Here is a 26,217-nt window from a genome sequence, read left to right on the forward strand (position 1 = left end):
ATCTTCCTCGTGATGTCCGGCGTGCCTCAGCGGTCGCGCTGTGCGTATTGACGGACGGGTCACACGCCCTCGTCGCGGGTGAGGCGGGGCTCGACTGCCACGTACGGGCGCATGTCGCCGTCGCCGCCCGGAGCCGTTACCGCCCAGCCTCGGACAGCGACACCCCGGTGCCCGCGTCGAACAGGTGCGCACGGTCCAGGTCGACGGTGACTTGCACCCGTTCGCCCGGCGTACCCGTGACTGTGGGTCGGGCCTTGACCTTGAGGATCTCCGTTCCGACCCGGACGTCGACCACCGTCCGGTCACCGAGCGGCTCAAGCCCGTAGAGCTCGCCCGACAACGACGCGTTCCCACGCTGCTCGACCGACAGGTCCTCCGACCGCAGGCCCAGCATCAGCTCACGACCGTCCTCAGCCGTGGTCCAGCGGGGCCGCGGCAGCGTCCAGCCTTCGGCACCGACCAGACGATCCCCCTCGGCACGGCAGGCGAGCAGGCTGATCGGCGGGCTCCCGACGAATCCTGCGACCCACTGGTTGGCTGGGCGCTCGTACACCTCGGTCGGTGTTCCGACCTGTTGCACAGTCCCCTCCTTTAGGACCGCGACCTGGTCGGCCATGGACAGAGCCTCGACCTGGTCGTTGGTCACGTAGACGAAGGTCGCTCCGAGGCTGCGGTGGATGCGGGTGAGCTCGGTGCGCATCTCGACGCGGAGCTTGAGGTCGAGATTCGTCAGCGGCTCGTCCATGAGGAACGCGCGCGGACGACGGACCAGCGCCCGAGCCAGGGCGACGCGCTGCATCTCACCACCCGACAATTGCGCCGGACGACGCTGCAGCAACCGCTCGATGTGCAGCAGGTTCGACATCTGCTCGACGGCAGCGGCGATCTCGCTCGACGAACAGCGACGTGCCCGCAGCGGCGAAGCGATGTTCTCGTACACCGTGTGTCGCGGGTAGAGGGCGTAACTCTGGAAGACCATGGCCAGGTCGCGTGCGGCCGGGGTGTCACCGGTCGCGTCCCTGCCGTCCAGATGCACCGACCCGGCGTCAAGCTTGTCAAGACCGGCGATCGCTCGCAGGGTCGTCGTCTTGCCTGCCCCGGAGGGCCCCAGCACGACGAAGAACGAGCCGTCCGGCACGTCCAGCGTCACCCCGTCGAGGGCCTGGACTTTTCCGAAGGACTTGCGCAGCCCGCGCGCTGCCACGGTTCCCATCAGGCCACCAGCTCTTCCGTGCTCACGTCGTAGACCGCCGGGGTGCCGCCGGTGTGCCGCAACCCGACGGTTGCGTCAGCGGCGAAACGGACGGTCGGTGGCATCCGAACCCGTACGTCGCGCTGGCCGCCGTGGTCGACCACGTAGATGATTTCGTCGCCCAGCCACTCCGCCGAGACCACGCGGGCCGGGACCGAACGTTCCGCCCCTGGTTCGGTGACTTCCAGCGCCTCCGGCCGGACGCCCGCGATCAGGCGACGGTCGCGCGGCAGGCCCGGCGGTGGCGTGAGGACCAGTCCGCCCTGACCACGCAGCTTCCCGTCGGCAACCTCCACCTCGATGAGGTTCATCGGCGGGGAGCCGATGAATGCGGCGCAGAAGAGACTCGCCGGACGGTCGTAGACCTCCAGCGGCGTGCCGATCTGCTCGACGCGGCCCTTGTTGAGGATGGCGATCCGGTGACCGAGCGACATCGCCTCGACCTGGTCGTGGGTGACGTAGACCATCGTGGCGCCCAGTTCGCCCTGCAGGTGCTTGATCTCCGTGCGCATGTCCGCCCTCAGCTCCGCGTCCAGGTTGGTGAGAGGTTCGTCCATGAGGAACGCGCGCGGTCGCCGTACCAGGGCGCGAGCGAGCGCGACGCGCTGCTGCTCACCACCGGACAGCTGGCGGGGTCGCCGGTCCAGGAGTGGACCGAGCTGCATCAGCCGGGCGGCCTCGTTGACCCGCTCGTGCACCTCCTGCTTGGGCAGTCCCTCGGCCCGCAGCGGGAACGCCAGGTTGTCGCGGGTCTTCAGGTGCGGGTAGAGGGCGTAGAACTGGAACACCATGGCGATGTCGCGCTCGGCGGGCGGCAGGTCGTTGACCAGCGTGTCGCCGATGCGGATGTCACCCGTCGTCTGCCTCTCCAGGCCGGCTATGGCCCGCAGCGTGGTCGTCTTGCCGCAACCCGAAGGGCCGAGCATCACGAACAGCTCGCCGTGGCCGATGGACAGGTCCACGTGTTCGACTGCGACCGTCCCGTCCGGGTAGCGCTTGTGCAGCGCGGTCACCTCGATGCCCGCCATCAGCGTCGCACCGCCCCGAGCGTCACGCCGGCGATGAGGTGCTTGCGCACCAGGTACGCGAAGACGAGCACCGGTAGGGCGAACACCACGGAGGCGGCGGCCACGAGGCCCCAGTCCGTAGTGGTGCCGCCGATCAGGCCGGCGATGGCGGGTGGGGCCGTCCGGACGTCGTCGCTGGAGGTGAGGAAGGTGGCGAACACGAACTCGTTCCACGAGAAGATGAGCGCGAAGACCGCCGTCGCGGCGATGCCGGGCACGAGCAGGGGAAGGGTGAAGCGCCGGAACGCCTGCAGACGGGTGTAGCCGTCGAGCATGGCGGCATCCTCGTACTCCGCGGGCACCTCGTCGACGAACCCCTTCATCATCCAGATCGTGAACGGGACGTTGAACGCGGTGTAGATGAGGATCAAGCCGAGCTTGTTGTCGATGAGTCCGACCTGGCGGTACATGAGGAAGATCGGGATCACGACCACCACGGGCGGCATGAAGCGCGTGGAGAGGATGAAGAACAGTTGGTCCTTCTTGGCCTTCACGGCGAAGCGTGAGTACGCCCAGGCCGCCGGGACCCCCAGCACGGTGGCCAGCACCGTGGAAGCTCCGGCCACCACGACAGAGTTGAGGAACGAGACGGACAGGGCCGAGCGACCGCCGCCGGGGGAGACGAACACGTCTTTGTAGTGACTCAGAGTGATCTTGAAGTCGAAGAACTTGGCCGGGATGGCGTAGACGTCCCGGTTCTCCTTGATGGACGTCTCGATCATCCACAGCACCGGAAAGAGCATCACGACGGCCAGCGCGGTCAGCAGGGCGACCTCCAGCACGGAGCGGCCTCGGCTGCCGAGGCGGCGCGCGGGGGGTGCGTGATCCCGGGCAGGACCCGTGGCCACGGCCTCGTCGACGGAGACGGCCATCAGCCCTCCTTGAGCTTGTTCAAATAGCGCAGGTAGAACTGCGTGAGGACGATGACGACGAGGACCATGAGGATTCCGTACGCCGAAGCGGTTCCGGTGTTGAAGCCCAGGAACGCGACCTTGTAGATGTGGAACGACAAGGTCTCGGTAGAGACGCCCGGTCCTCCGTTGGTGAGGATGTAGACGAGGTCGAACAGCCGGAATGCCTCGATGGCCCTGAACATCACGGCGATGAGGAGCAGCGGCCACACCAGCGGAAGCGTGATGGTGCGGAACCGGAACCATTCGGATGCCCGGTCGATCGAGGCGGCCTCATAGAGGTACTTGGGAACCGCGGTGAGGCCCGCGAGTGCGATGAGCATGATGAACGGCGTCCATTGCCAGGTGTCGACCACGATCAGGGACAGCAGTGCCGTTCGCTGGCGGGTGAGCCACTCCACCTGCCCCAGACCGAGCGAGCCGAGCATGCTGTTGACCACGCCGAACTGCGCGTCGAGCATGAATCGCCAGAACAGCCCGACCACGACCGGCGACAGCATCATCGGCACCAGGAACAGGGTGGTCAGCACTCCTCGCCCATGCGTGCGCCGTGAGATCAGGTAGGCGATGCCGAATCCGAGCACGGTCTGTAGGCCGACCGCGCCGACCACGTAGATCAACGTTGTCAGGGCCCTCGTGTGGACCTGGGCCGACGTCAGGATGGCCGTGTAGTTCCCGAATCCGATGAAATCGGCCGGCCCCCCGCGGGTGGCGGAGTAGTCGGTGAAAGACAGGTACAACGCCCACAGCAACGGGAACACCGACATGGCGAGCAGCAGCAGCATCGCGGGGGAGATGAAGGCAACGGCGAGCCCGCGGTCGCTCAGCCGAGGGGCCCGACCCCGGGCAGGCGGCCTCGCGGACGCCACCTGCCCGGGATCGTCGGTAGTCAGAGGGGCGGGGTCACTCACAGTCCGCCGCCACCCTTGCGGTTGCCGGAGTCGAGCACGCCCTGCTGCTCCTTGGCGATGTCGTCGAGCGCATCCTTGGGCTTCTTCGCGCCGTTGAGGGCCGCGTTCACGTTGGTGTTCTCGATGTCGACGAGGCGCGCGTACTCGGGCACGTTCCACATGTCCCGCATCCGCGGCACCGAGTCGGCGTACACCTTGTTGAACGGCCCGGCGTTGAGGAACTCGGGTGACTGGATTGCGTCCGTACGTGACGGCACGCCACCAGCCGCGGCCCACTTCTTCTGGATGTCAGCCCGCTCGAACCACTCCATGAAGTTCAGGGCCTCGGCCTGGTTGTCCTTGCCGGAGTAGGCCGACACGTGCATCCCCATGCCCCCGAGGGGAACCAGGTTCGTCTTCTGGCTCGGCAGGGTGGCAAAACCCAACTTGTCGAGAATCTTCTCCCGGCTGGTACCGAGCGTCGACTGCTTCGGATCGAGCAGGCCGCCACTCGCGGCGATCCAGTTGAACGCGATGCAGGCCTTGCCCTGGGCGACCGCCGCGTTCACCTCGTCGATGAACCAGTTGCCGGAACCCTTGGCGGTCAGCGGCTTCATCTTGTTGACCAGGACGTCCATCGCCTCCTGGCCCGCGGTGTCGTTGAGGACACCCTCGATCTTGCGTGCCTTGGAGTCCCAGAGGTTGCCGCCGTAGACGCCGTTCACCGTGTTGTAGGTGACGGCCGCGGCGTCGGAGCCGTTGGCCTGGTGGAAGGCCAGGCCGCTGACGCCAGGGTTGTCCGCCTGGCATTTCGTGGCGGCCGCGATCATCTCGTCCCAGGTCTGCGGTGGCTTGTCACCGATCAGGTCCTTGCGGTAGATCATCGTCCAGGTGTCGCCGAGCAGCGGTAGTCCGTACAGGCTGGCGTTCTCGTCGCGCTTGCCGGTCTCCGCCTGGGGGTACTGGCCGTAGGCCGCCAGGAGGTACGGGTCGTACGCGGTGACGTCGATGTTCTTCTTGACGAAGTCGGTGATGTCGAGGATGTTGCCGTTCGTCACGGCCTCGCCGATGTGTTGCGAGTCCAGGATCGCGATGTCGAAGTCGGTCTTTCGCGCCGCGAACTGGGTGAACATGGCGTCGTGCCAGTTCGCGTTCGGCACGGTGTTGACCTTGATGGTCGCGTTCGGCCGTTCCTTCTTGTACTCCGCGTTCGCGAAGGCTTCCAGTGCCTTGGCGGGCGGCCAGTCGAACCAGATGAAGCTGAGCGTCAGCGGATCCTTGGTGAGCTCCGGGATGGTCGCCGGCGCCTTGGGGGCGCTCGCCTTCTCGCCGTCGTCCTTGCCATCGCCGCACGCCGTCGCGGTCGTGGCCACCAGCAGCATGGCCAGGGTCGCCAGCTGCACCTTTCGGCCGGGATCGGACAATCGTCCTGTTCGCTTCAGGTACCGCATCTTATTGCCTGCTTTCTGGGTGGGAACTTCTAAGGCCTCGCTATGTGCTTCGCCGCGCAGTTGCTGGGTTGTTCAGGCGCGTTGCCGGGCTGCCGCGGGGACCGACCCGCGGACCGGTGTCACGAGTACGCCGCGAGTGCCGGGTCTGCCTGCCGTCGGGAGGTCCTTCGGTTCAGCTGCGACCCGGTGACGACCCGAGCGGGACGTCGAGCATGCTCGTGGGAGTTTCAGGTGATCGAAGTGGAGCGGTGGCGGGTGGTGCCGCGATGTACAGGATGGCGGGCGTGCGTCACTTTTCCTATACGATCGCGTGGGGGCGTCAGCATGCCGCAGCGTTGTGACTGATGTCAATAGTTTCGCGAAGGCGCAGGAAGGGACCTCACGTCACGATGGACGACGAAGCGATGACCGCGCGGGGCCGCAGGGCCGTGACGGGTGGAACGCCGGCGGGAAGATCTGGCGGCCGGCTCGCCGACGAGGTGTACGACACGCTGCTCGGACAGCTGATGTCGCTACGGATCGAGCCTGGCTCCCGCGTCACGATCGACGTCCTGGCCCGGGAGCTGGGAGTCTCGCAGACGCCGATCCGAGACGCTCTGAACCGGATGGAGGCCGAGGGTCTGGTCGTGCGGGTGCCCCATGCCGGCTACCGCATTCCTCCCCAGATAACCCGTCACCGGTTCGAGGACATGCTCGAGGTCCGCCTGCTCCTCGAGCCGGCAGCGGCGCGCAGATCCGCCGAACGCGCATCCGCGGAGCAGGTGGCGGGTCTGCGACGGATGCTGGAGGAGATGGCGGAGCTGGAGGGGGGCAGTGGACCCATGGCCTACGGCGCCTTCGGGCTACGCGACGCGGCCTTCCACGATCTCGTCGCCCTGAGCGCGGAGAACCAGGTCATCCGTGAAACGCTCGCTCGCCTGCACAGCCACGTGCATCTTTTCCGGCTTCACCACGACACCCAGGTCACTCACCTGGCCATGGCCGAGCACGAGGACGTCGTGGCCGCGATCGCCGCGCGTGACCCCGACGCGGCCGCCTACGCGATGCGTCGGCACATCCTGCGATCCGGTGAGCGTTTCCGACGATTGTTCAACGAGATCGAGCACGCGGACGGAATGACGGTAGAGGCTTGACGGGCGCGCTGGGCCCAGGAATGCTGACTCAATCCTGATCCGATCGGATTGGATCCACCTCACCCGTCCCTAGATGCGAGGAGAAGTAGGTGCCCAGAGCGCTGCTCCTGACCGGCGACGCCGCCGAGGAGCTCGACACCATGTATCCCTACTACCGCGTGCAGGAGGGCGGCTGGGACGTCGACGTCTCGTCACGGACGATGCGCGACGTGCAACTGGTCATCCACGAGTTCGACCCCAACTCCGACGCCTATGTCGAGAAGAACGGCCGCAAGCTGCCGGTCGACGTGCCCTGGGCCGACGTCGACGTCGAGCGCTATGACGCCCTCATCATCCCCGGGGGACGAGCCCCCGAGTGGATCCGGGTCGACGCCGACGTCAGGCGCATCACCGAGCACTTCTTCGCGCGCAACCTTCCCATCGCGCTGGTGTGCCACGGCGCGCAGGTACCAGCGGTGTACGGGCTGCTGAAGGGTCGAAAGACAGCATGTTTTCCCCCCATCACCGGTGACATGGAGAACGCGGGCGCGACGGTCATCGACGCTCCCGACGTCGTGGACGGCAACCTCGTCTCCTGCCGCGGGTGGCCCGACATGCCGCAGTTCGGCAGGGCGATGATGGAGCTCTTCTCGAAGTCCGTCGACCCCGCGTCGGCATGAGCACATCCGACCTGCCCTGGTGACCGCACTTCGGACCGTCACAGTCGACGGTTCCCCCGTCCACGTCCTGGACAGCGGCACGGGGCCCGCGGTGTTGATGCTGCACGGCTCCGGACCCGGCACGACCGGGTCCGGCGCCTGGGCAACGACGGCGCAGGCGCTGGGCACGTCCTGGCACGTGATAGCTCCTGACCAGGCGGGGTTCGGCCGCACACCCCTCCCGGCAGGCTCCAGGGGTGGGCTCCGGCTGTGGACGGAACAGGCCGCAAGCCTGATGGATGCCCTCGGTATCGCGCACTACGCCGTGGTGGGTCACTCCATGGGCGGTGCCGTGGCGCTGGCGTTGGCGGCCGCGCGCCCCCAGCAGGTCACCCGTGTCGTGGCGGTCTCGACGATGGGCGCACCCGGGGCCCCGCTCTCCGCCGACCTCGACGCGGTCTGGGAAGCCCCCGCCAGCCCGTCCGGCGCACGAGACATGCTCAGTCGCCTCGTCCTCGACCAGGCGCTCGTGACCGATTCGGCCGTCGCCGCCCGCGAATCCGCGATGCGGGCGGGAGCGGCGGCATTCGCGTCGGTGTTCCCTCCACCAAGGGCACGATGGGCCACCGATCTCACTCTTTCGGCGCAGACGCTGGCGGCGGTGCGCGCGCCCGTGTTGCTCGTTCACGGCGTCGAGGACCGGGTCACGCCGCTCGCGACGGCAGCCCAGCCCCTGCTCGAACACCTGGCTGACGTCCGTCTGCACGTGTTCGGTCGATGCGGGCACGTGCCGGCGATCGAGCACCCGCGGGAGTTCAGACAACTACTGTCGTGCTTCCTCGACCCGGACCGAGGTCACTGACCGCTGCGGCACTCCGCACGACGTCAGGGCCGGATGCTGGTGAGCGCCCGGGGCTCACAGCAGTTCATGCGGGTGAACCCGTGCCCCGCCGACCTGGGTCGACGGGGCACGGTTGGCGCAGGAGACAGATCAGGCGACGAAGCGGTCCTGCGGCGGCGGGCCACCACGAAGCCCGCAGCGCCGGCGGCGAGCAGTAGGCCGCCGATGCCGGCAATCAGGCCGGCCTTGGCACCGGTGATCGGCAGCGAGCCATCGGTGCCCCCGCCTTCCTGGCCGTCATCCCCACCGGGGCTCTCGCTCCCGCCGTCAGCGCTCGCGATGATGGTGATCTTCGCGCTGTCGTTGGCGGGGTTGAGATCCACGCCTGTGTCGAACGTCAGCCGCACCTCTGCGGCCCGGGTGCCTGCCTCGTCGAGGCGCAACTCGAACTCGTACTCCATCTTCTCGCCCTTGGCCAGGCGTTTGAGCTCGGCACAGCGGTACTCCTTGCCGCCGGGCTTTCCAGGCACCCAGAAGCCAGGGCTTGCGCACGTCATCGGAACGCGTACGGCCGTGACGCCATCGGGCAGCGACAGCACGGTACGGGCCCGCAGATCCTTGGCTCCGTCAACGTTGACAGCCGCTGGGCCGTTGTTGACGTAGCCGACCTTCAACGGCACCGTGTCGCCGACCTTTCCGGTAGCGGTCGCCGGCGTCCCGAGCGCCGCCACCTCAGCCCCCTGGTCCCCGCTGACGTGGAGTCTCATCACCGTGACGTCATTCTGCTCGTTGACGTCTGTCTGCCGCGACGTGCTCCGCGGGCCGACCGGCTCAAGCCTGAGCTCTCCCTCGGTGCCCTGCTGCCCGAGTCGCGTTGGGTTGAAGGACTGTCGCTCCTCCCAGTCTGCCGGCGTGTACCAGGACACGACGCCGGTGTGACCGTTCGGGGCCGAATCGTCGGTCGGCACTGTGAAACCGAAGCTGGAGTCCAGCCGTGCGGCGCCGCCCGGTGCGATGGTGTTGGGGAACCGGCAGGCGAAGGCATGGCGGAAGGCGTCGGCCGGGCTGTACTCGCAGTTCCGGTACCGCTTCGAAGGGCCGAAACCGTAGCCGCCTTCGAAGGACAGCACCACGCTTTCGACGGCCTTCTCGCCGCGGTTCGCCACTGTCAGCGGGACGTCGAGCGTGTCGCCGAGGGCGGCGTTCAGCTCGAGCCCCTGCTCGACGCCGGCGAGATCCACCCCTTCACCGATGCTGACGCTCGAGTGGTAGGTCGCCGAACCGCCGTCGCTATCGGTGATGGTGAACTTGATGTCGCCCTGCTGGTCGGGCGCCGCGCTCTTCTTCGCCCGCACGACTAGGTCGACCATGGTGATGTACGTGTAATAGTCGTTTTCTTCTGCCACCACCTTGCAGGTGAGGATCGGACCAGAATCGGTGCAGGAGTTAGCATCGCCGCCGTTGATCACATCGGCGAAGCCAGCGACCTTGCTCCGGTCCACCTTGACGGTGTATTCGCCCCACTCCATGGTGCTGATTCGGGTGCGGGCAAAGAGGTTCGATCCTTTTGCGGGGCCGCCGGGGGCGACAACCACATCCTTGGCGAAGAAATCGAGGTCCTCGACGGCAGGGGAGGCGAAGGAGGGGATGGCGGAGGCGGCGAGGAGCGCGCCTACGACCCCGAACCCGGCAAGGCAGCGCCGGGCGAGTTGCTTGGGCATTACCGCTTCCTCCGTGGGATTGACCAGTGGAACCCGCGGAGCCTATGAGGCCGTTGGGGCTGGTGCCGCCCCACTCGGGCTCCAGCGACGGATATGAGCCGAACGGACGGTCGGCATCGTCGTATGGTCGTGTTCCGTCTACAGTGGATCGCTGGCTGAGCACACTGACGGTGCGGTCATCTACCGGTGGATGCGCGCGCGGCCCCGTCCTGCCAGCGGTAGAGATCGCGCAGCAGAGAAATCTCGGCGCCGTGATGGATCAGCTCCCTGTTGACGTGCAGGACGATCCCCTCCATGGGAAACCGCTCAGGACCGACAGTCGGCGGATTCTCCAGGTCGGCATCCGACAGCTCGCGTACGCCGGCGTTCCATGCCCCGTACATCTCGTCGAGCTGTTTCAGCGCCTCGTCAGCGGTCCCCGCGTAGGCGAACGTCTGGGAGTCGACGTCCTGGCCGCCGAAGTGCCATCCGACCCGGTAGCCCAGGCAGGAGACGATGACGTGCGCCAGCCGCCAGGCAATCGTGGTCACCGGCGCCGGCACCGGGTCGGGGACCGCGAGGTCCATCGTCCATGCCCCCGCACCCGCCGGCATCGATGCGACCGACGTGCCACGTGGGCGGATGCTCCAGCAGCCAGGCACCGGCTCCCAGAAGTACTCCTCATCGGCGAGACCGTGCAGCCGAGGACGCAGGTTCCTGTGCCAGTACCGGTCCAGCTGGTCCGCGATCCGCTCGCTCCTTGTCATTCCCGCACGCTACCTACAGCAGAGACCCGGCTGTGTCCCGTGCCGCGTTCATCGAACTGTTGGCGTCGCCGGAGAGTCGCAGCCGTTTTTCTTCTGAGGTTCCGCAGTGTCGGCGGCGGCCACGTCCGGCCGAATCCTGCCACCGCACCGAAGGTGCTCACCGAGGTGGTGGCCGGCTGCTCTCCGCCGTTGCTCAGCCGTCGCCGGGGCGCACCAGCCCGCTCTCGTACGCGATAACCACAAGCTGGGCGCGGTCGCGGGCGTTCAGTTTGTGCAGCAGGCGACTCACGTACGTGCGAGCGGTGTCCGGGCTGAGATGCAGGGCCGCCCCAATTTCCACATTTGACCGTCCGGTGCCGACCTGTGCCAGGACGTCGCGTTCGCGCCCGGTGAGCCCGATCAGCCGGGCCGGGTCCGCGACGGGGGAGCGGGCGGCCGCGGCGATCACCCGCCGGGTCACCGCCGGTGACAGCAGCGCGTCCCCGCCGGCCACCACACGGACGGCGTCCCGCAGGGCGTCGGGCGGGGTGTCCTTGAGGAGGAAGCCGGCGGCGCCGGCGCGGATGGCCTCGAAGAGGTACTCGTCGTCGTCGAAGGTGGTCAGCATGACCACCCGGACGTCGGCCAGCGTCGGGTCGGCGAGGATGCGGCGGGTGGCCTCGATACCGTCGCCGCCGGGCATCCGGACATCCATCAGGACGACGTCGGGCCGCTGCTCGCGGGCGACCGCCACACCGGCCCGGCCGTCGCCGGCTTCGCCGACAACGGTGATGTCCGGGGCGCGTTCCAGCAACGCGCGGAGTCCGGTGCGGACCAGGTGCTGGTCGTCGACGAGGACGACGCGTACGTCGGTCATGCGGCGACTCCGGCCAGCGGTAGGCGGACCGAGACCCGGAAACCGCCGTCAGCGGTTTCGCCGGCATCGAGGGTTCCGCCGAGCAGGGCAACCCGCTCCGACATACCGCGTAGCCCCTGACCCGTCTCAACCGCCGTGCCGCCGGTGGATCCCCGGCCGTCGTCGACGATCTCCACCGACAGCCGGGCCGGGGTCGCCCGGATCGTCACCGTGGCGCGGGTGGCGTGCGCGTGGCGCAGCACATTGGTCAGCGCCTCCTGCACGATGCGGTACACAGTGCTGCCGACCACCGTGGGCAGGGTGTCGACCGACCCGTCGAGACGCAGTTCGACCGGCAGCCCACCGCGGCGGACGCCCTCAATGAGCGTCCGCAACTGGGTGAAACCGGGGGCCGGCTCGCGTGGCCCGGGCTCGCGACGCAGCGTGCCCAACGTGGCACGCAGCTCGGCCATGGCGCTGCCGCTCACCGAGTGGATCGCGGCCAGCGCGGCCTCGGCGCGCTCGGGCTTGGCATCAGCAAGTGCCTCCCTCGCCACAGCCGACTGCAGGGTGACCACCGACATCGTGTGTCCGAGCGTGTCGTGCACCTCCCGGGCAATGCGCAGCCGCTCGGCCTCGACCTGCCGGGCTGCCTCCCGGCGGCGTTCCTCGGCCGCCGAGGCGGCCTGCCGGGCCAGCGTGACCCGTAGCGAACGCCGGTTGCGGACGGCGTCACCGAGAGCGATGACGGCGAGTATCAGGGCCGCCTCGGAGCCGAGACCAGCACCGATCACGACAGAGATGTCGTCTCCCTCGACGAGCCGGGCGGCCACCGAAACGGCCAGCAGGCTCCCGCCGACGGCGGCGGCCGGGACCACCCGGCCCCGCTGGGCCGCCACGTAGAGGATGGCGGCGGCCGGCGCGGCCACGCCGACCGGCGGCAACTCCAGCGCGTAGTAGCCGAGGATGCCGGCGGCTGTCGCCAGCAGCGCGAAGACGGTCCAACGCCGGGCTACCAGCAGCAGTACGGCCAGGCCGACCCCGAACCCGCCAGCCAGCGCCGCCCGGGAGGCCGGCGCGTCCTCGGTTGCGATCGCCGCCGCGACCAGGCCCAGGATGGCCACAGCGAGCAGCGCCTCGGTTCGGGTGGGTGAGGTGGCCTGCACGTCCGTGAGCCTAAGTCGGCGCGGGCCCGCGCCGCTGCCGTCCGCAGGCAACACCCCCACCCCCGCACGTACGTCGAGAAGCGATGCCAGCTCACGCGGCTGCGCGGCAGACGGCCCCGAATTGGCGACCTAGCGTCGGCGGCGACATCACAGATCGTGCCCGCAAGGGTTCGAAGACCAAGGAGAAGTACTGCTGTGTCCCGTATCAGGCTGACGTGGATCGTGCTTGTCGTGCTCGTCTGGGCCGCGATGATGTCCTTTGGTGGGGTCGCGGCCGAGACCGTGATGCTCTACCCGAACGTCTTCGGCGACGCACCAGCCTCGCTGGACCGGGCCCGTGAGTTCCTGGTCGCCGGAGGCCCGAGCGACTACTTCCCGCCGCTGGGCGCCTCGGTCGTGTTGATGAGCCTCGTCGCGACCGCCCTCACGTGGCGCAATCGGCGCCTGCGGTGGTACGTCGCCGCCGCCGCAGCGGTCTTCATCGCCTGCGAGTTCCTGTTCTCGGTGGTGTTCTTCTGGCCACGCAACGAGATCATGTTCGTCGACCCGGTCGGCACGCATTCCCCGGAGTACCTACGCCAGGTCGCCGAGGAATTCGTCGCCGGCCACTGGGTGCGCCTCGCCGGCGGAGCGGTGACATCCGCGCTGGCATTCACCGCCCTGCTGCGCTTCGCCAGGGAAACCGCGCCGGTACGGGTCGAGCGATGAGCGCCGGGCGTCGCACGCTCGGGTTCTCGTGGCCTGCTTTGGTCGCGCTCGCCGTGTTGGCCGCACCACGGGTGGTCCTGCACGACCTGCACGTCGTGGAGGAAGGGCGGCCCGCCGCGGTGCTGCTCGCGGTCGTACCGCTGATCTGTTGGGTCGCCGCCGTGCTGTGGCGGCGTCCGCCGCGTCCGTTCCTGACCGTGGTGGTCATCGGGGCGATCTACGGTGTTCTTCTCGCGGTTGGTCACCAGATTCTGTGGGACGAGGCGTTCGGTGCGACCGGGCCGAGGCTCGGGGACGTCGACCCTCGGGCGCAGGAAGCGATCCTTCGGGTGGCGGCGGTGTTCTCCAGCCTCGTCACCGGAATCCTCACCGGGGTGGTGGCCGGGGCGGTGGCGGCGGTGCTGAGCCGGCTCGTCATCGGGCGGCAGCGCGCTGCCGAGCAGTCGGTCGGGAAGGTGTGGCGCCCACCGGACGAGGCGAGTGCCACTCGGCCTCCGCGAGGCTGATCTGTCGACCGGCGAGCACCAGCTCGCGCGAGCAGGGGACGGCCGCCGAGCGCGGCCGTCCCCAGAGGTAGCGCGGGTGTCACGGGCATGTCCCGAGGTTCAGCGGATCGTCGCCCCGGCGGTGGGGGTCGGGGTCGGCTGGACCCGCTCGAACCGCACCTTGCTCAGCCATCCCGGGAGGTCGCTGAGCACGTACAGCTCGCCGTTCACGTCGGCGCCGAACGCCGTCGGCTGGGTGGGGAAGGTGCCGATCTCAGCGGACTCGTAGCCACCGGTGGACTTGGGCCGCACGGCGAAGGCGCGGGTCGAGCAGTAGTCGCTGGCGATGTAGGTGCCCCGCGCCTCCGGGGTGACGGACCCCCGGTACACCAGGCCGCCGATGATGGAGCAGTTCTCGGTCATGTAGTGGTCGTACTCGACGATCGGGTCGGTGAGCCGCACGCCCGGTCGGCACTGCCTCTCGTCGAAGACCGGCGTGCCCTCTCGACAGGACCAGCCGAGGTTCGCGCCACGCTGCGACGGGCGGATGTGGTTGATCTCCTCGATCAGACCCTGGCCGACGTCACCGATCCACAGCGAGTTGTCGGCCGGGTCGATGGAGAACTTCCACGGGTTGCGCAGCCCGTAGACCCAGATTTCCGGCCGCGCGCCCGCCGTGCGGACGAACGGGTTGTCGTAGGGCACGCAGTAGGGCTTCGCCCCGCAGCTGCGGTTGACGTCGATCCGCAGAATCTTGCCGAGCAGGGTGCCGAGGTTCTGGCCGCTCTTGTAGGGGTCGTTCGCGTAGCCACCGTCGCCGAGGGACCAGTAGAGGTAGCCGTCGCGGCCGAAGGCCACCTGTCCGCCGTTGTGGTTGCCGTACTCGGCGTGCTCCTGGGTGAGCAGCACCTGCACCCGATCGGGGGCGTTGATGGGCACTCGCGCCAGGGTCAGCGCGCCGGCCGGCAGGCTCGTGTAGGCCACGTAGAGCATTCCGGTCCGCGCGAAGTTCGGCGCCGGTGTGATGCCGAGAAGGCCGCGCTCGTTGTCCGACGTGTCGATCCGGGCGGTCAGGTCGATCACCGGGTCGGGTGCCAGGCCGGTGTCGGGGTGGTAGGCGCGGACAGTGCCGTTCTTCTCCGCGATCAGCATCCGGCCGTCCGGCAGCCCGGTGATCGCGATGGGACGCTGCAGACCGAAAGCCACCCGTTCGGAAACCACTGTCAGCTCAGCGAGTGGCACAGCACGGGTTTTGGATGGGCCGGCCGCGGCAGTGCCGGCCATTGGCGTCGGTGGCGACAGGGCCGCAGCCAGGGCCAGAGCGAGCAACCCGGCCAGCATGGCGGCCGGGCGACGACGTCGTCGTGACATGTTCAGCTCCTCGAGCAGGTGGGTGGTGGACACGGTCTGGGAGCGTTCCCACCGTACAGTGACTGTAATCGATATCCAACTGATGTCTGCGCGTCCCGTTCGCGCCTGGGCCGTCCTGCGAGGTCCGGAGCGGGTGACAACGGACGGTAGGGTGAGTCACCGATCAATACGAACGGTGGTGCCGGTGAGTCTGATCCAGGTGGGTGTCACCGCGACGACGACAATGCTGGCGGTCCTCATCGGTGGGTGGCTCACCATCCGGGCGCAGGATCGGCTCTGGCGGCGCGACCAGGATCGACAGTGGCGAGACATCCGGCTGACCGCGTACACCGACTTCATCGGGGCGCTCCGGGAGTACGTGGCCTTTGTTCTCAACCCGGCCGCCCGGATCACCGCGGTGCCGCGCCCCCGTGATCCGGGTGATCTCATGCCGTTCTTCGACGACGAGGGCATTCGCTACCGGGAACGACTGGAAAGTACCAAGACCGCGCTTCGGCTGGTGGCCGGCACAGTCGAGGTGGTGAGCCGTTCGTCGGAGCTGGTGCGCCAGGCCCGGCTCCTGGCGGCTGCACGGGCCAGTAGTGGCGCCGAGGCGTTGCCCGCGGAACGATTCGACGCCCTGTGGGACGCCGAGCGCCGATTCATCGAGGTTGCCCGGGCCGAACTCGGCCTGCCCTCCGCGTTCGCGCCCCGACCGGTCAACGCCCGCCCGTAACCGTCACGCTGGGCCCGCCGCCGTCATTCCAGGCCAGACGCCAGGTGAGCGTCGACGCAACTCCACTGGCGGTCGGCTCGTTGGTAGCGAAGGGCGGACGGAGGCGGGAAATGGCGGCGGGGCGGGGCGCCGAGTTGCTGCGCCCTCCGATGAGTTCGGGTCGGGCTACGTTCCTGGAGCTCTTCTTCGATCTGGCCTTCGTGGTGGCCCTCACCCGGGTCTCGCAACGTTTCGCCGGCGTAGCCGATGACACTGGCTGGGCGCTCCTCACGGGCTTCGGGCGTACCCTGCTGCTGTTTCTGGCGCTCTGGTTGATCTGGTCGCACACCGCCTGGATCACCAGCCGGTACGAACCGGAGCAGCCGGTCATTCAGGCCGTCGTGATCGGCACCATGTTCGCCGGACTGATCATGGCGGTGACGCTGCCCCGCGCCCTTGAGGAACGAGCGGTGCCGTTCGCGGTCGCGTACCTGATGGTGATGGTGCTGCGGCCACTGGTGGTCGCGGTCGCGTTACGGGGGCATCCACGACGGCTGGTGCCCTTCCGGCTCTTCGTGTGGGCAGTGGCGAGCGCCCCGCTGTGGCTGGTCGGCGTGTTGGGCCCGGACCACCTCCGCCTGCCGCTGTGGGTTGTCGCCCTCGCTGTCGACTACCTCGCCTGGATACTGGGCTGGCCGCTGCCGTGGCTCGGGGTCTCGAAGATAGGTCGGTGGCGGATCGCGGGGACTCATCTCGCGGACCGTTATCAGCAGATGTTCCTCATCGCGCTCGGTGAGTCGATTCTGGTTATCGGCGTGGTCTTCAGCGGCGCGGACTACTCCGGGGATCGGGCGGCCGCCTTCGCGGTCACGTTCGCGACCAGCGCGTTGCTCTGGCGAATCTACTTCTACCGCGCCGGTCTGCTGTTGTCGGAGGCGTTCGGTCGGGCCGGTATGCCCGGCCGGCTGGGCGCGACGTCGGAACGGACGCACCTGTTGATCGTGCTCAGCGTGCTTGTCACAGCGGTCGGCTACGAGCTGGTGATCGATCATCCGTTCGGGCAGCCGCGGCCCAGTTGGCTGCTGTTCGTGGTGGGCGGACCGATGCTCTTCCTCGTGGGCCGCTTACGACTGGAGTACGAGATCTTCGGTCAGATCTCCCGACCCCAGGTGATCGGTTTGGGCGCCCTGTTGTTGTCCACGCCGGTGCTGGCGCATTGGGCGCCGATGGTCGGGTTGGGCGTGGTGGCCTGTGTGCTGGCCCTGGTCGCGCTACTCGGAGCGCTGCGCTGGCAAGGCCAGCCGCTGGAGGTTCCCGCGTCGCCGATCGGACGGGAGACGTCCGGAGACCGCGACTCCGAGGCGTGACGCGGCACCCGTTCGCCACGATGGCGCGTTTCGTCACGTAACCGCCCGGCTGGGTGCACCGCACGTCACGTCCAACCGGTGCTCCTTCACCCAGGGGTGGCGAGCGCCACAGCAGGCCCGAGATAGAACGGTCGGTCTTGACCGCGGGGGGCCGGGTGGGTACTCTTCCAACAGACAGAACGTTCGTTCCACTTGGCGTCCGGCCAGGTGTGTGGCTGTGCCTGAAGGAGAGCGCCGTGCCCACCAAGATCACCCTTGTCATCGGTAACCCCGCCGACCCCGACGAGTTCGAGAAGGTCTACGCCGACGTACTTCGGGCCGCGGAGACGTTCCCGAAGCTTCAGCGGGTCGAGTCGGCCAAGGTGTGGCCGAAGGAGGACGGCACGCCCACACCCGCGTACCGGACGCTCGACCTGTACTTCGCCAGCTATGAGGACGCCTCTGCCGCAGTCGCGACGCCCGCTGCCGGTGCCGTCTTCGGTGGGCTCCAGGGCGCTCAGGTGGAGATCACGGGGCTGTTCTCCCACGTCGAGTAGCACCGCCCTTCCCCTCCCGGCGGCGGCCCTCACCCCGCTGGATGTCCCTTCGCTCCGGAAATTTCCGAGAGGATGACCATGACCACCGTTGCCGTTCCCGGCATCTCGACGACGGCCGCCGCCCTGCGGCGGTTGTACTTCGGTCGCTTCGCCTTCGCGATCGTCTGGGCCGCCGTGACGTTCCCCCTCGCCAAACACCTCAACCCCCTCACCGCCGCACTGCTCGTGCTCTACCCGCTCTTCGACGTGGCCGCCGCCATCGTCGACGTCCGCGCGTCGCGGGCCACCGGATCGCCCACCCTGCTGTACGTGAACGTCGCGATCAGCCTGCTCGCCGCGGTGGGCCTGGGTGTCGCCGGCGCGTCCGGCATCCCGGCGGTCCTGCGCGTCTGGGGCGCCTGGGCGGTCGTGGCCGGACTGGTTCAGCTGATCGTGGCCGTCACCCGCCGCAAGATGGGTGGCCAATGGCCAATGATCATCAGCGGTGGCATCTCCGTCATCGCCGGCGCATCGTTTTTCGCGGCAGCCTCCACGGACAACCCGGCGCTGACCAACGCGATCGGCTACGCCATCCCCGGCGCCATCTTCTTCCTCATCGCGGCCATCCGCCTCGGCCGCACCGCGAAGGGAAACTGACGTGGAAAAGGCCGCGTACGACGTCATTGTCATCGGCGCGGGGCCGGTGGGGGAGAACGTCGCCGACCGCGTCGTGCAGGGCGGCCTGACCGCCGCGATCGTCGAGCGGGAACTGGTGGGCGGCGAGTGCTCGTACTGGGCCTGCATGCCGACCAAGGCGCTGCTGCGCAGCCAGACCGCGCTCCGGGCGGCTCGTCAGCTGCCCGGTGCGCGCGAGGCGGTGACCGGCGAACTGGACGCGCAGGCCGTGCTGCGTCGCCGGGACACCTTCGCCTCGCACTGGAAGGACGACGGGCAGGTGTCCTGGCTGAATTCGGCGGGGATCGCGCTGTATCGGGGCCAGGGACGGCTTGGCGCCGACCGGGTCGTCGAGGTGACCGGCGCGGACGGCGCCACCACCTCGCTCACCGCCCGGCACGCCGTCGTCGTCGCGACCGGAAGTGGCGCGCTGGTGCCGGACATCGCCGGTCTACGCGAGTCTGCACCGTGGACCAGCCGTGAGGCAGCCGCCGCGAGCGAGGTGCCCGGCCGCCTCGCCATCATCGGTGGTGGCGTGGTGGCCACGGAGATGGCGACCGCGTACGCCGGCCTCGGATCAGCGGTGACGGTGCTCGCGCGCGACGGGGTGCTCACTGCGGCGGAGCCGTTCGTCGGCGAGCGGGTCACGCAGTCTCTGCGGGAAGCTGGCGTGTCGGTCCAACTCGGTGCCGAGGCCAGATCGGTGAGCCGCGACGGCGACGGGACGGTGCACATCACGCTCACCGACGGCGGACAGGTCGAGGCCGACGAGATCCTCGTCGCGATCGGCCGTACGCCGAACACGCACGACCTGGGCCTCGACCGGATCGGCCTGAAGCCGGGCGCCTGGCTCACGGTCGACGACACCCTGCGGGTGGTCGACGGGGCCGGCGCGTTGATCGGCGACGGATGGCTGTACGCGGCGGGGGACGTCAACCGGCGTGTGCTCCTGACCCATCAGGGCAAGTACCAGGCCCGCGCGGTGGGCGACGTGATCGTGGCGCGAGCCACCGGCGAAGCGACAGACGACCGTCCGTGGGGTCGGCACGTCGCCACCGCCGACGAGCGCGCCGTGCCGCAGGTCGTCTTCACCGACCCGGAGGTCGCGTCGGTAGGGCTGACCGCAGCCGCCGCTGAGGCCGCTGGACTGCGGATCCGGGTCGTCGACTACGACCTGGCCGCCGTCGCCGGGGCCGCGCTGCACGCCGACGGCTATCAGGGGCACGCCCGGATGGTCGTGGACGAGGACCGACGGGTGATCGTCGGCCTCACCCTCGTCGGCCCGGACGTCGCGGAACTGATCCACGCCGCGACGATCGCGATCGTCGCTGAGGTTCCTCTGGAGCGGCTGTGGCACGCCGTGCCCGCGTACCCGACCGTGAGCGAGGTCTGGCTGCGCCTGCTGGAGGCCTACGGCCGCTGACCTGCGTCGTACGGCCGTCCGCGTCATCGGCGGCCGTGGGCCGCTGCGACGAGAAGAAGACGAGGTCCGTCGGGCGAGGGTGCGCGCTCAACCGGTGTGGCACCACAACAGGAGCTGGGTCATCCTCCGATCGGAGGGTGGCCCAGCTCGAAGTCGTGCGAGGCTATCGGGCCGACTCTGCCGACCGAAGCTCCGAGTTGATCCTGAGGAGCCCTTCGACACCGCGCAGGAAGGTCTCGGACACCTTCGTGGGGTCGGCGAGGCATCCCGCCGCCATGGCACCGTCCCGGAGCATGACGAAGTGGCGCGCTGCGGGATCCGCCGTTCCTTCGTGGACCTGTGCCATGAGCGTGGTGATGGTGTCCAGGAACCATTGCCGGTGGGCCATGAGTTCCTGGTGCACGGGATGGTTCGTGTCGGGATATTCCGCCGCGGCGTTCAGAAACGCGCACCCACGGAACCCGGGGGACTGGATGTTCTGAGCGATGGAATTGGCGATGGCCAGGAGCGGGTCGACCGGCGATCGGTTGGCGGCGAGCGCCTCGTCGACCATGCCGCGCTCCAGTTGATGCACCTCCCGCAGGTAGGCCAGGATGAGATCATCCTTGCTGGGGAAGTGTCGGTAGAAAGTAGCCCTGGTCACCTTCGCCTCGGCGATGATCCGGTCGACGCCGACGGCGTGAATGCCCTCCGCGTAGAAAATCCTGGTCGCCGTGCGGAGAAGCTTGAGGCGCGCCTCGGAGGGCCGGTTGGTGGGTTCGTCGCTCGCCATCCAACCATCTTAGCGACAGAACGTTCGGTCTTATCCTTGTCGGCGGTTGAGACGTCATACCCAATGCTCGCTCAACGTGCGAACGGTGACCGTCAACTCATCTCGCTGTCCGGTTCGGATGCCGGCCAGGCGTTCGGCGTTCTCCGATCTCGCTGACAGTGGCCCGATCAATGCGGGATTCTGGATGCTGCAACCCCAACGGAGCAGGATCGCGCGGGCTGATACGCGGTGCCCGGGCGACCGTACTCGTCGGTCCGGCCGGCAATCGCGGGCAACGGGTGACGAGGCCTCTCGAAAGGACCTCCAGATGAGCGCTGCTTCTGACATGTCTGCCCAGGAGATGCCGACGATCGTGCTGATCCACGGGGCATTCGCCGAATCGTCGAGTTGGAACGGGGTGATTGCCAACCTCAAACATCGGGGCTATCCGGTCATTGCCGTCGCCAACCCGCTGCGTGGTGTGCAAAAGGACGCCGCATACGTTCGCGCCCTCCTGGACAGCCTGCCCGGACCGGTGGTGATTGCCGCCCATTCCTACGGCGGGGCGGTCATGACCGAGGCGGCGGCCGACGCCCCCAACGTCAAGGCCCTGGTGTACGTCGCCAGCTTGAGCCCGGACGTGGGCGAAAGTGCGCTCGGGTTGCTCACCAAGCACCCCGGAAGTCAGCTCACCTCGAGCATCAGGATGATCCCGGTACCCGACGACGACGGCGGCATGACCATGGATCAGTACATTGTGCAGGACAAGTTCCACGAGGCGTTCGCCGCCGACGTCGACTCCGGCACCGCCGAACTCATGGAGGCAACCCAGCGGCCCGCGTCCGCGCGCGCTCAGGAGGAGAGCGTGACCAAGGTCGCCTGGAAGACGATTCCCTCCTGGACCCTGATCAGCGCCCAGGACCAGGCCATCCCGCCAGACCTGCAGCGCTTCATGGCCGACAGGGCGGGCTCCACGACAATTGAGATCGCCGCCTCCCACGCTGTGGCGGTCTCGCAACCCGGCCCGGTCGCCGACTTCATCGACACCGCCGCCCGTGCCACCGCACGCTCGATGCAGATGTCCAAGAGTCGTCGAGGTTAACGACGGTCGCTTCGTAGCGAACGCGAGTCTGTCGAACCTGGTCGCGACTGCACCGTGGCGGTTGAGCCGATTGATGCCGTGTTCCACTATCACGTTCACCGGCCGGAGCAGCACTCGGGCAACCCGGCCGGTGACGCATCAGACGGGCTCGATCGCGAGGTCGATGACCTGGTCGTTCTTGATGTCGAACACAAATGCGAATGACAGCGGCCCGCCAGGGAAATCACCGTCCCCGGAGGCCACCAGCCGGTCGTCCGCGAACGAGGTCGGCGTGAGCACGACCTTGGGGTCGATCAGGTGCCCCTGGATCCACTCGCGGATCTCGGCCTCGCCGGCCCAGGTCTTCCCGTCATCGCGCACGGTGGCCCCGTCGCCGAAGACCGCGGCCAGCGCGTTCGCGTCGTGCGCGTTAGTTGCCGTGATGAAGTTGTCGACGGCCGTGGGTAGAGTGATGTCGTTCATTCCTGCTCTCCAATGTGTCGAGTGGTGCCAGGACGCTGGCGCGTGCTGGCATGTCCCTGCGACACCGGTGTTCAGCTCGAGGTGCCGACCAGGGGCAAGGCTCAGAAGTCCGCTCCGCGGGAGAGCTTCTCGTTCGCGCGCAGCTCCGCGAGTGCGTTCTCGTGCATCGCGACAACGACGTCGTAGCCGGAGTTGCCGAGCACGATTCGTTTCGGCGGAACGGGTGCGTTCATCGCGCTGATTACGGCCTGCACTCCACGGACAGGGTCTCCTGCCTGCTTGCCGTTGTGGTCAACGAACGCCGCCTTGACGCCCTCGACCATCGGCACGTAGGCGTCGACGATCTCGTTGACGTCCTCGTTCTGGAAGTAGGTGAAGGGCTTGGTGCGGAACGCTCCCGGCTCCACGACGAGCACTCGCACACCGAATGGCTCAACTTCCTGGCGCAGTGTCTCCGACAGTCCTTCGATCGCGAACTTCGCCGCCGCGTAGTAGCCGAACCCCTGTGCGCCGACGAGGCCTGCCACCGACGACATGTTCACGATCCATCCATCGCCTCGTGCCCGCATACCGGGCAGGACCGCGCGCATCAGCTCGACCACGGCGAACAGGTTGAGGTCGAACGTGCGGCGGATCGTCTCGTCAGGGGCACCCTCGATCGAGCCGTACCAGCCACGGCCCGCGCTGTTGACGAGCACGTCGATCCCGCCGAACCGCTCCTCGGCCGTCTTGACCGCCGCACGCACCTGGTCGGCATCGGTGACGTCGAGCTGGAGAACCAGCACACGGTCTCCGTGTTGTTCAGCCCACTCGTGTAGTTCAGAGGGCCGACGGGCGGTCACCACCACCTGATCGCCCTGCTCCAGGGCGGCATCGGCATAGACCAGGCCGAACCCTCCGGGAGTCCCGCCAGTGATGAACCAAGTCTTCATGGACTTCTCCTCTCGCTATAGAAGCCAATGTAGCGCTACATGAGGTAATGTAGCAAGCATGCAGAACGCACGGGATCGACTCCTGCTCGCCGCGGCGGAATTGCTGGAGAGCGGCGGCACGGTGTCCACGAGGGCGGTGTGCGATCGCGCCGGGGTGCAGGCCCCGACGCTGTACCACCACTTCGGCAGCAAGCAGGGCCTGATCGACGCCGTGGCAAGCCACGGCTTCACCCAGTACACGGCGGTCGAGAGCTCCGGCGACCCGCTGGACGACCTGCGCGAGGGCTGGAACAGGCACGTGCAGTTCGGGCTGGAGCACCCGTCGTTCTACGGGCTGCTCTACGGCCGCGCCCAGCCAGGAAAGCCCTGCGCCGTCACCGCCCCCGCGCACGCCGCGCTGCGCGAGCGGTTAACCGCCGCCCGGGGCCTGCTCAAGGTGCCAGCGGCCGATGCCGCCGAACAGGTGCTGGCCGCCAACGTCGGCATCACGCTCACCTTGATCAGCCAACCGGACCCGGATCTCGGGCTGTCCGGACGCGTCCGCGAGGCCGCCCTGGCCGGAGTCCTGCGCATGCCCCCCGCAGAAGCCTCCGAGACTCGTGCGAGCGCCGCACTGACGCTGCGTGCGCTGGTCGGCAACGACCCGGGCGACCTCACCCCTGGCGAACACGCGCTGCTCGGCGAGTTGCTGGACCGCCTGGCCCACTAGGGTCTGTGCCGAAGTCGGTCAGACCGACTCTTGACTGCCGTCGTCGTCAACGTGGTGCCTGAGCGACAGGTTTCTGGGCGAGAAGAAACCCCTGGCCAGGGCTGTCCGGTCCATCGGCGGGGACGCCACCCCAGAACACAGTTGTGAAGCCAGCGTCGGTGCAGCTCTGTTCCGCCTCCCGTGGGGTCTGCCAGTAAAGGTCGAACTCGGCGCCGAGATTCGCGCTGCGTCCCGCGCGTCGGACCTGACTGCTCCCGGCCTTGAAAGCCGTCACCAGATAGCAGCCCGGCTTGATAACGCGGTACAGCTCGCCAAAGGCCACTTGTCGGTCGTCCGGTGCCAAGAAGATGAGGGAGTACCAGCAAACCGCGCCTACCAGCGACGCGTCCTCGAAGGGCAGCTCACGCAGGTCGGCGACGTCGAATCGGTAAGCCGCATGGTCACGGCGGGCCACGCGGATCATCTCGGGTGAGAGGTCGACTCCCCAGGGCGTCAGGCCCTTGGCCGCCAGGTAAGGCGCGAGGCGCCCCGATCCGCAGCCGATGTCGCCGATGTTGGTGCCCAGCCCCGTGGCAAGCGCCAGTACACAGAAAAGGTCGAGGACGGCTCTCTCCGCGGGCATGCGATCCAGGGCGTCATTCAGGCGTTCCGCATAGAGCTCGGCGAGGACGTCGTGCGCGGCTCGCAACTCTTCGGTCTTGGCGTCCACGGAGAGGACAGTAGGACCCCCCACCCACCCGCACCTGCCGCCGTCCGGGCGATCAGTGCGGGAAGGCGCGGGGTATGCGCGCGGCGAAGAGCTCGTCGCGGAACGCTTGGATGCGGGTGATGACCTGCCGTCTGCCGACGGTGTTCTCGATGCGGTCGAGGTAGAGGCCACACCACCATGCTGTCCGATCCCACGGGTACCGTCACAAAACCAGACATGGGATACAGTCGATGAGATGGCGACGACCCTTCATCCGGATCCGCGTCCGTCCGCCTCGCGCCTGTCGGCACGACCGTGGTCACTGGTCGCCGTCGCCGGCTTGACCGGCGCCGCACTCGGGGCCCTCGCCTGTTACTCCCTGTTGACGCCCCGCTGGGGGGTACCGCACGCGGTCACGGGCACCGTCGTAGCGGTCAACGCCGACGCCAACGCGTTCGTGGTCCGGCCCGATGGGCGGCAACCGTCGGCGAACAAGGCCGACGACGGCGGCCATGGCTATCAACTGGGCCCGGTGGAGTGGGTCGACTACGCCGGCCAGACCCACCACGAAGGAACACCCGTCTGCCTGGCTCCGCTCTCCGAAGGGGCCAAGGTCGAGCTGATGGTGGTGGATGTGCGCGGAGGCACCGGTGGGCCGGACGCGCTGATCACCCGGGTCCGGTGCCTGAGCGTCCGGTGATCGACCGACCGCTGATGCGGAGCCCCGGTGCTCGCGGGCTGGGCCACAGGGCTAACGCCAGGGACAGGCCCGCGTACACGTCAAAACCCCGCCCGCTCCGGCGATGAGGACGCTCCGCGCCGGCGCCAACGCGGCGAACAGTGGCGGAACGGTCAACGAGAACGCGCCGAAGTCGGCGGGCGGCGCCGCAGGGGTCGTCACCGCTCAATGATCACTGATGGGCGGCGGACACCGGCAGTGCTAGATGACGGGAACGGGGGGAGGGTCGAGCAGTGCGCGGTCACCGTCGAAGCCGTGATTCAGTGCGGCGGTGACGTCCTCGTGCGGGGTTCCCAGCGACCTGGCCCTCGGGCGAACGATCACAGCAGATCCACTTCGACCTGGCCGTCGACGAGCCCGATGACCTCGATGACGCCGAGGCGCGCGCGATCGAACTCGGAGCCGTCAAAGAAGAGCAACAACCCGCGCCGGAACGCTTTCGCGTCCTGCGCGACCCGGCCGGCCATCCTTTCTGCCTACGCGGCTGACCCGCACGACTCGCACAGCATCAGGGGCGAACCCGCCACCCGCCGACAACGCCGCACCTTCAACACATCCGACTGACAGCAATGTGAAGCGCGCTCTCAGTCCATGACGGCGGTGGCCTCGACCTCGACGAGGTAGTCGGGGCCGGCGAGGGCGCTGACGCCCAGCCCTTCCACCGACAGGTACCGTCACGCACCCGGTCCGCACTACCTACAGGATGCCGTCGACGGCCGCCCGGCGGGAGCGCATCTCTGCTTTGCCCATCCACTGCGGCGACGGCAGCATCGGCTTCACGATCTCCCACTCGGTATCAGTCAGATCCGACGCGTACCGCCGCATTCGATCCGTACCCTTCTACCGACCCAGTCAGGCCTATCGATCGGACCGGCTGACGCCCGACCAACCCACAACCCAAACGGGCTCTCCGGGCTGCCCACCGGCCTGTTCGGACTTGTCCGG

The 26,217-nt window shown here is 68.3% G+C and carries 28 protein-coding genes; 14 read left to right on the plus strand and 14 right to left on the minus strand.

Features of this window, described 5'->3' with window-relative positions; genetic code table 11:
* Positions 1–136 precede the first annotated feature (136 nt).
* The 5 genes from ACGF3C_RS20280 to ACGF3C_RS20300 form a co-directional block, all read right to left on the minus strand.
* Positions 137–1,213 (minus strand): ABC transporter ATP-binding protein, encoded by a 1,077-nt coding sequence (locus ACGF3C_RS20280; protein ID WP_393224106.1) that lies wholly within the window; start codon positions 1,211–1,213, stop codon positions 137–139.
* Entirely contained in the window at positions 1,213–2,280 is a 1,068-nt protein-coding gene (locus ACGF3C_RS20285; protein WP_393224109.1) for an ABC transporter ATP-binding protein, read from the minus strand. Before ACGF3C_RS20285 ends, ACGF3C_RS20280 begins: the two co-directional genes overlap by 1 nt.
* Positions 2,280–3,191 carry a carbohydrate ABC transporter permease gene (locus ACGF3C_RS20290; RefSeq protein ID WP_393224112.1) on the minus strand — a complete coding sequence of 304 codons (912 nt, stop codon included), beginning with the start codon at positions 3,189–3,191 and terminating at the stop codon, positions 2,280–2,282. The genes ACGF3C_RS20285 and ACGF3C_RS20290 overlap by 1 nt, the downstream gene beginning before the upstream one ends.
* Positions 3,191–4,015, minus strand: coding sequence for a sugar ABC transporter permease (locus tag ACGF3C_RS20295; RefSeq protein WP_355008525.1), 825 nt, complete (start codon positions 4,013–4,015; stop codon positions 3,191–3,193). The genes ACGF3C_RS20290 and ACGF3C_RS20295 overlap by 1 nt, the downstream gene beginning before the upstream one ends.
* A 122-nt stretch (positions 4,016–4,137) precedes the next feature.
* Entirely contained in the window at positions 4,138–5,523 is a 1,386-nt protein-coding gene (locus ACGF3C_RS20300; protein ID WP_393224116.1) for an extracellular solute-binding protein, read from the minus strand.
* Between the two features lie 437 nt (positions 5,524–5,960).
* Here ACGF3C_RS20300 and ACGF3C_RS20305 point away from each other — a divergent pair, with 437 nt between their 5' ends.
* From ACGF3C_RS20305 to ACGF3C_RS20315, 3 genes are all read left to right on the plus strand, one after another.
* Positions 5,961–6,704, plus strand: a complete 744-nt coding sequence (locus ACGF3C_RS20305; RefSeq protein WP_357224524.1) for a GntR family transcriptional regulator — start codon at positions 5,961–5,963, stop codon at positions 6,702–6,704.
* A gap of 89 nt (positions 6,705–6,793) precedes the next feature.
* Positions 6,794–7,363 carry a DJ-1/PfpI family protein gene (locus ACGF3C_RS20310; protein ID WP_355008528.1) on the plus strand — a complete coding sequence of 190 codons (570 nt, stop codon included), beginning with the start codon at positions 6,794–6,796 and terminating at the stop codon, positions 7,361–7,363.
* A 97-nt stretch (positions 7,364–7,460) separates the two neighbouring features.
* Positions 7,461–8,204 carry an alpha/beta hydrolase gene (locus ACGF3C_RS20315; protein WP_357224575.1) on the plus strand — a complete coding sequence of 248 codons (744 nt, stop codon included), beginning with the start codon at positions 7,461–7,463 and terminating at the stop codon, positions 8,202–8,204.
* A gap of 23 nt (positions 8,205–8,227) precedes the next feature.
* On the opposite strand, the gene ACGF3C_RS20320 is transcribed toward ACGF3C_RS20315, so the two are convergent.
* From ACGF3C_RS20320 to ACGF3C_RS20335, 4 genes are all read right to left on the minus strand, one after another.
* On the minus strand, positions 8,228–9,904 hold the full coding sequence (locus tag ACGF3C_RS20320; RefSeq protein ID WP_393224121.1) for an LPXTG cell wall anchor domain-containing protein: 1,677 nt from the start codon (positions 9,902–9,904) through the stop codon (positions 8,228–8,230).
* Between the two features lie 176 nt (positions 9,905–10,080).
* A complete protein-coding gene (locus tag ACGF3C_RS20325) occupies positions 10,081–10,650 on the minus strand; it encodes a DinB family protein (protein WP_393224124.1) in 570 nt (189 codons plus the stop codon).
* 193 nt (positions 10,651–10,843) lie between these two features.
* Positions 10,844–11,506: a response regulator gene (locus ACGF3C_RS20330; protein WP_393224127.1), complete on the minus strand. Its 663-nt coding sequence runs from the start codon at positions 11,504–11,506 to the stop codon at positions 10,844–10,846.
* Positions 11,503–12,651, minus strand: a complete 1,149-nt coding sequence (locus tag ACGF3C_RS20335; RefSeq protein WP_393224130.1) for a sensor histidine kinase — start codon at positions 12,649–12,651, stop codon at positions 11,503–11,505. The genes ACGF3C_RS20330 and ACGF3C_RS20335 overlap by 4 nt, the downstream gene beginning before the upstream one ends.
* Positions 12,652–12,846: 195 nt before the next feature.
* Here ACGF3C_RS20335 and ACGF3C_RS20340 point away from each other — a divergent pair, with 195 nt between their 5' ends.
* Together ACGF3C_RS20340 and ACGF3C_RS20345 are read left to right on the plus strand one after the other, a co-directional pair.
* Positions 12,847–13,359, plus strand: coding sequence for a DUF1772 domain-containing protein (locus ACGF3C_RS20340; protein WP_357226891.1), 513 nt, complete (start codon positions 12,847–12,849; stop codon positions 13,357–13,359).
* Positions 13,356–13,865: a hypothetical protein gene (locus ACGF3C_RS20345; protein ID WP_393224133.1), complete on the plus strand. Its 510-nt coding sequence runs from the start codon at positions 13,356–13,358 to the stop codon at positions 13,863–13,865. The genes ACGF3C_RS20340 and ACGF3C_RS20345 overlap by 4 nt, the downstream gene beginning before the upstream one ends.
* A 99-nt stretch (positions 13,866–13,964) precedes the next feature.
* Here the strand turns inward: ACGF3C_RS20345 and ACGF3C_RS20350 are convergent, their stop codons facing one another.
* A complete protein-coding gene (locus tag ACGF3C_RS20350) occupies positions 13,965–15,248 on the minus strand; it encodes a PQQ-dependent sugar dehydrogenase (RefSeq protein ID WP_393224136.1) in 1,284 nt (427 codons plus the stop codon).
* A 151-nt stretch (positions 15,249–15,399) separates the two neighbouring features.
* On the opposite strand from ACGF3C_RS20350, the gene ACGF3C_RS20355 reads away from it, so the two are divergent.
* The 5 genes from ACGF3C_RS20355 (at position 15,400) to ACGF3C_RS20375 (ending at position 19,889) form a co-directional block, all read left to right on the plus strand.
* Positions 15,400–15,930, plus strand: coding sequence for a hypothetical protein (locus tag ACGF3C_RS20355; RefSeq protein WP_393224139.1), 531 nt, complete (start codon positions 15,400–15,402; stop codon positions 15,928–15,930).
* A 110-nt stretch (positions 15,931–16,040) separates the two neighbouring features.
* Positions 16,041–17,276, plus strand: a complete 1,236-nt coding sequence (locus ACGF3C_RS20360) for a low temperature requirement protein A (RefSeq protein ID WP_393224141.1) — start codon at positions 16,041–16,043, stop codon at positions 17,274–17,276.
* 236 nt (positions 17,277–17,512) lie between these two features.
* On the plus strand, positions 17,513–17,812 hold the full coding sequence (locus ACGF3C_RS20365) for a hypothetical protein (protein ID WP_357229643.1): 300 nt from the start codon (positions 17,513–17,515) through the stop codon (positions 17,810–17,812).
* Between the two features lie 78 nt (positions 17,813–17,890).
* Positions 17,891–18,448: a hypothetical protein gene (locus ACGF3C_RS20370; protein ID WP_357229645.1), complete on the plus strand. Its 558-nt coding sequence runs from the start codon at positions 17,891–17,893 to the stop codon at positions 18,446–18,448.
* A gap of 1 nt (position 18,449) precedes the next feature.
* Positions 18,450–19,889 (plus strand): dihydrolipoyl dehydrogenase family protein, encoded by a 1,440-nt coding sequence (locus ACGF3C_RS20375; protein ID WP_393224146.1) that lies wholly within the window; start codon positions 18,450–18,452, stop codon positions 19,887–19,889.
* Between the two features lie 163 nt (positions 19,890–20,052).
* Here the strand turns inward: ACGF3C_RS20375 and ACGF3C_RS20380 are convergent, their stop codons facing one another.
* The gene (locus ACGF3C_RS20380) at positions 20,053–20,661 is read right to left on the minus strand and encodes a helix-turn-helix domain-containing protein (RefSeq protein ID WP_355008537.1); all 609 of its coding nucleotides are present in this window, start codon (positions 20,659–20,661) and stop codon (positions 20,053–20,055) included.
* Between the two features lie 307 nt (positions 20,662–20,968).
* Here ACGF3C_RS20380 and ACGF3C_RS20385 point away from each other — a divergent pair, with 307 nt between their 5' ends.
* Positions 20,969–21,742 carry an alpha/beta hydrolase gene (locus tag ACGF3C_RS20385; protein WP_357229649.1) on the plus strand — a complete coding sequence of 258 codons (774 nt, stop codon included), beginning with the start codon at positions 20,969–20,971 and terminating at the stop codon, positions 21,740–21,742.
* Between the two features lie 138 nt (positions 21,743–21,880).
* On the opposite strand, the gene ACGF3C_RS20390 is transcribed toward ACGF3C_RS20385, so the two are convergent.
* Positions 21,881–22,204: a nuclear transport factor 2 family protein gene (locus ACGF3C_RS20390; RefSeq protein ID WP_357229651.1), complete on the minus strand. Its 324-nt coding sequence runs from the start codon at positions 22,202–22,204 to the stop codon at positions 21,881–21,883.
* Between the two features lie 101 nt (positions 22,205–22,305).
* Positions 22,306–23,136 carry an SDR family NAD(P)-dependent oxidoreductase gene (locus ACGF3C_RS20395; RefSeq protein ID WP_393224152.1) on the minus strand — a complete coding sequence of 277 codons (831 nt, stop codon included), beginning with the start codon at positions 23,134–23,136 and terminating at the stop codon, positions 22,306–22,308.
* Between the two features lie 58 nt (positions 23,137–23,194).
* Between ACGF3C_RS20395 and ACGF3C_RS20400 the strand changes: the two genes are divergently transcribed.
* Entirely contained in the window at positions 23,195–23,845 is a 651-nt protein-coding gene (locus ACGF3C_RS20400; RefSeq protein ID WP_357229655.1) for a TetR/AcrR family transcriptional regulator, read from the plus strand.
* A gap of 46 nt (positions 23,846–23,891) precedes the next feature.
* Here the strand turns inward: ACGF3C_RS20400 and ACGF3C_RS20405 are convergent, their stop codons facing one another.
* Positions 23,892–24,554, minus strand: a complete 663-nt coding sequence (locus ACGF3C_RS20405) for a class I SAM-dependent methyltransferase (protein WP_393224155.1) — start codon at positions 24,552–24,554, stop codon at positions 23,892–23,894.
* 235 nt (positions 24,555–24,789) lie between these two features.
* On the opposite strand from ACGF3C_RS20405, the gene ACGF3C_RS20410 reads away from it, so the two are divergent.
* Positions 24,790–25,233: a hypothetical protein gene (locus ACGF3C_RS20410; RefSeq protein WP_357235671.1), complete on the plus strand. Its 444-nt coding sequence runs from the start codon at positions 24,790–24,792 to the stop codon at positions 25,231–25,233.
* Between the two features lie 380 nt (positions 25,234–25,613).
* The gene (locus tag ACGF3C_RS20415) at positions 25,614–25,760 is read left to right on the plus strand and encodes a VOC family protein (protein ID WP_357234822.1); all 147 of its coding nucleotides are present in this window, start codon (positions 25,614–25,616) and stop codon (positions 25,758–25,760) included.
* Positions 25,761–26,217 lie beyond the last annotated feature (457 nt).

Origin of the sequence: Micromonospora sp. NPDC047762, from assembly GCF_043204655.1 — a bacterium.
Classification (GTDB): Bacteria; Actinomycetota; Actinomycetes; order Mycobacteriales; family Micromonosporaceae; genus Micromonospora.

What these genes read in the sequence shown, in the direction of transcription:
- ACGF3C_RS20305 (WP_357224524.1), top strand. Translation starts at nt 5,961, where the DNA reads ATGGACGACGAAGCGATGACCGCGCGGGGCCGCAGGGCCGTGACGGGT.
- ACGF3C_RS20290 (WP_393224112.1), bottom strand. Translation starts at nt 3,191, where the DNA reads ATGGCCGTCTCCGTCGACGAGGCCGTGGCCACGGGTCCTGCCCGGGAT.
- ACGF3C_RS20320 (WP_393224121.1), bottom strand. Translation starts at nt 9,904, where the DNA reads ATGCCCAAGCAACTCGCCCGGCGCTGCCTTGCCGGGTTCGGGGTCGTA.
- ACGF3C_RS20385 (WP_357229649.1), top strand. Translation starts at nt 20,969, where the DNA reads ATGAGCGCTGCTTCTGACATGTCTGCCCAGGAGATGCCGACGATCGTG.
- ACGF3C_RS20380 (WP_355008537.1), bottom strand. Translation starts at nt 20,661, where the DNA reads ATGGCGAGCGACGAACCCACCAACCGGCCCTCCGAGGCGCGCCTCAAG.
- ACGF3C_RS20410 (WP_357235671.1), top strand. Translation starts at nt 24,790, where the DNA reads ATGGCGACGACCCTTCATCCGGATCCGCGTCCGTCCGCCTCGCGCCTG.
- ACGF3C_RS20370 (WP_357229645.1), top strand. Translation starts at nt 17,891, where the DNA reads ATGACCACCGTTGCCGTTCCCGGCATCTCGACGACGGCCGCCGCCCTG.
- ACGF3C_RS20390 (WP_357229651.1), bottom strand. Translation starts at nt 22,204, where the DNA reads ATGAACGACATCACTCTACCCACGGCCGTCGACAACTTCATCACGGCA.
- ACGF3C_RS20315 (WP_357224575.1), top strand. Translation starts at nt 7,461, where the DNA reads ATGCTGCACGGCTCCGGACCCGGCACGACCGGGTCCGGCGCCTGGGCA.
- ACGF3C_RS20345 (WP_393224133.1), top strand. Translation starts at nt 13,356, where the DNA reads ATGAGCGCCGGGCGTCGCACGCTCGGGTTCTCGTGGCCTGCTTTGGTC.
- ACGF3C_RS20325 (WP_393224124.1), bottom strand. Translation starts at nt 10,650, where the DNA reads ATGACAAGGAGCGAGCGGATCGCGGACCAGCTGGACCGGTACTGGCAC.
- ACGF3C_RS20285 (WP_393224109.1), bottom strand. Translation starts at nt 2,280, where the DNA reads ATGGCGGGCATCGAGGTGACCGCGCTGCACAAGCGCTACCCGGACGGG.
- ACGF3C_RS20360 (WP_393224141.1), top strand. Translation starts at nt 16,041, where the DNA reads ATGGCGGCGGGGCGGGGCGCCGAGTTGCTGCGCCCTCCGATGAGTTCG.
- ACGF3C_RS20395 (WP_393224152.1), bottom strand. Translation starts at nt 23,136, where the DNA reads ATGAAGACTTGGTTCATCACTGGCGGGACTCCCGGAGGGTTCGGCCTG.
- ACGF3C_RS20295 (WP_355008525.1), bottom strand. Translation starts at nt 4,015, where the DNA reads ATGCTGCTGCTGCTCGCCATGTCGGTGTTCCCGTTGCTGTGGGCGTTG.
- ACGF3C_RS20400 (WP_357229655.1), top strand. Translation starts at nt 23,195, where the DNA reads ATGCAGAACGCACGGGATCGACTCCTGCTCGCCGCGGCGGAATTGCTG.
- ACGF3C_RS20280 (WP_393224106.1), bottom strand. Translation starts at nt 1,213, where the DNA reads ATGGGAACCGTGGCAGCGCGCGGGCTGCGCAAGTCCTTCGGAAAAGTC.
- ACGF3C_RS20330 (WP_393224127.1), bottom strand. Translation starts at nt 11,506, where the DNA reads ATGACCGACGTACGCGTCGTCCTCGTCGACGACCAGCACCTGGTCCGC.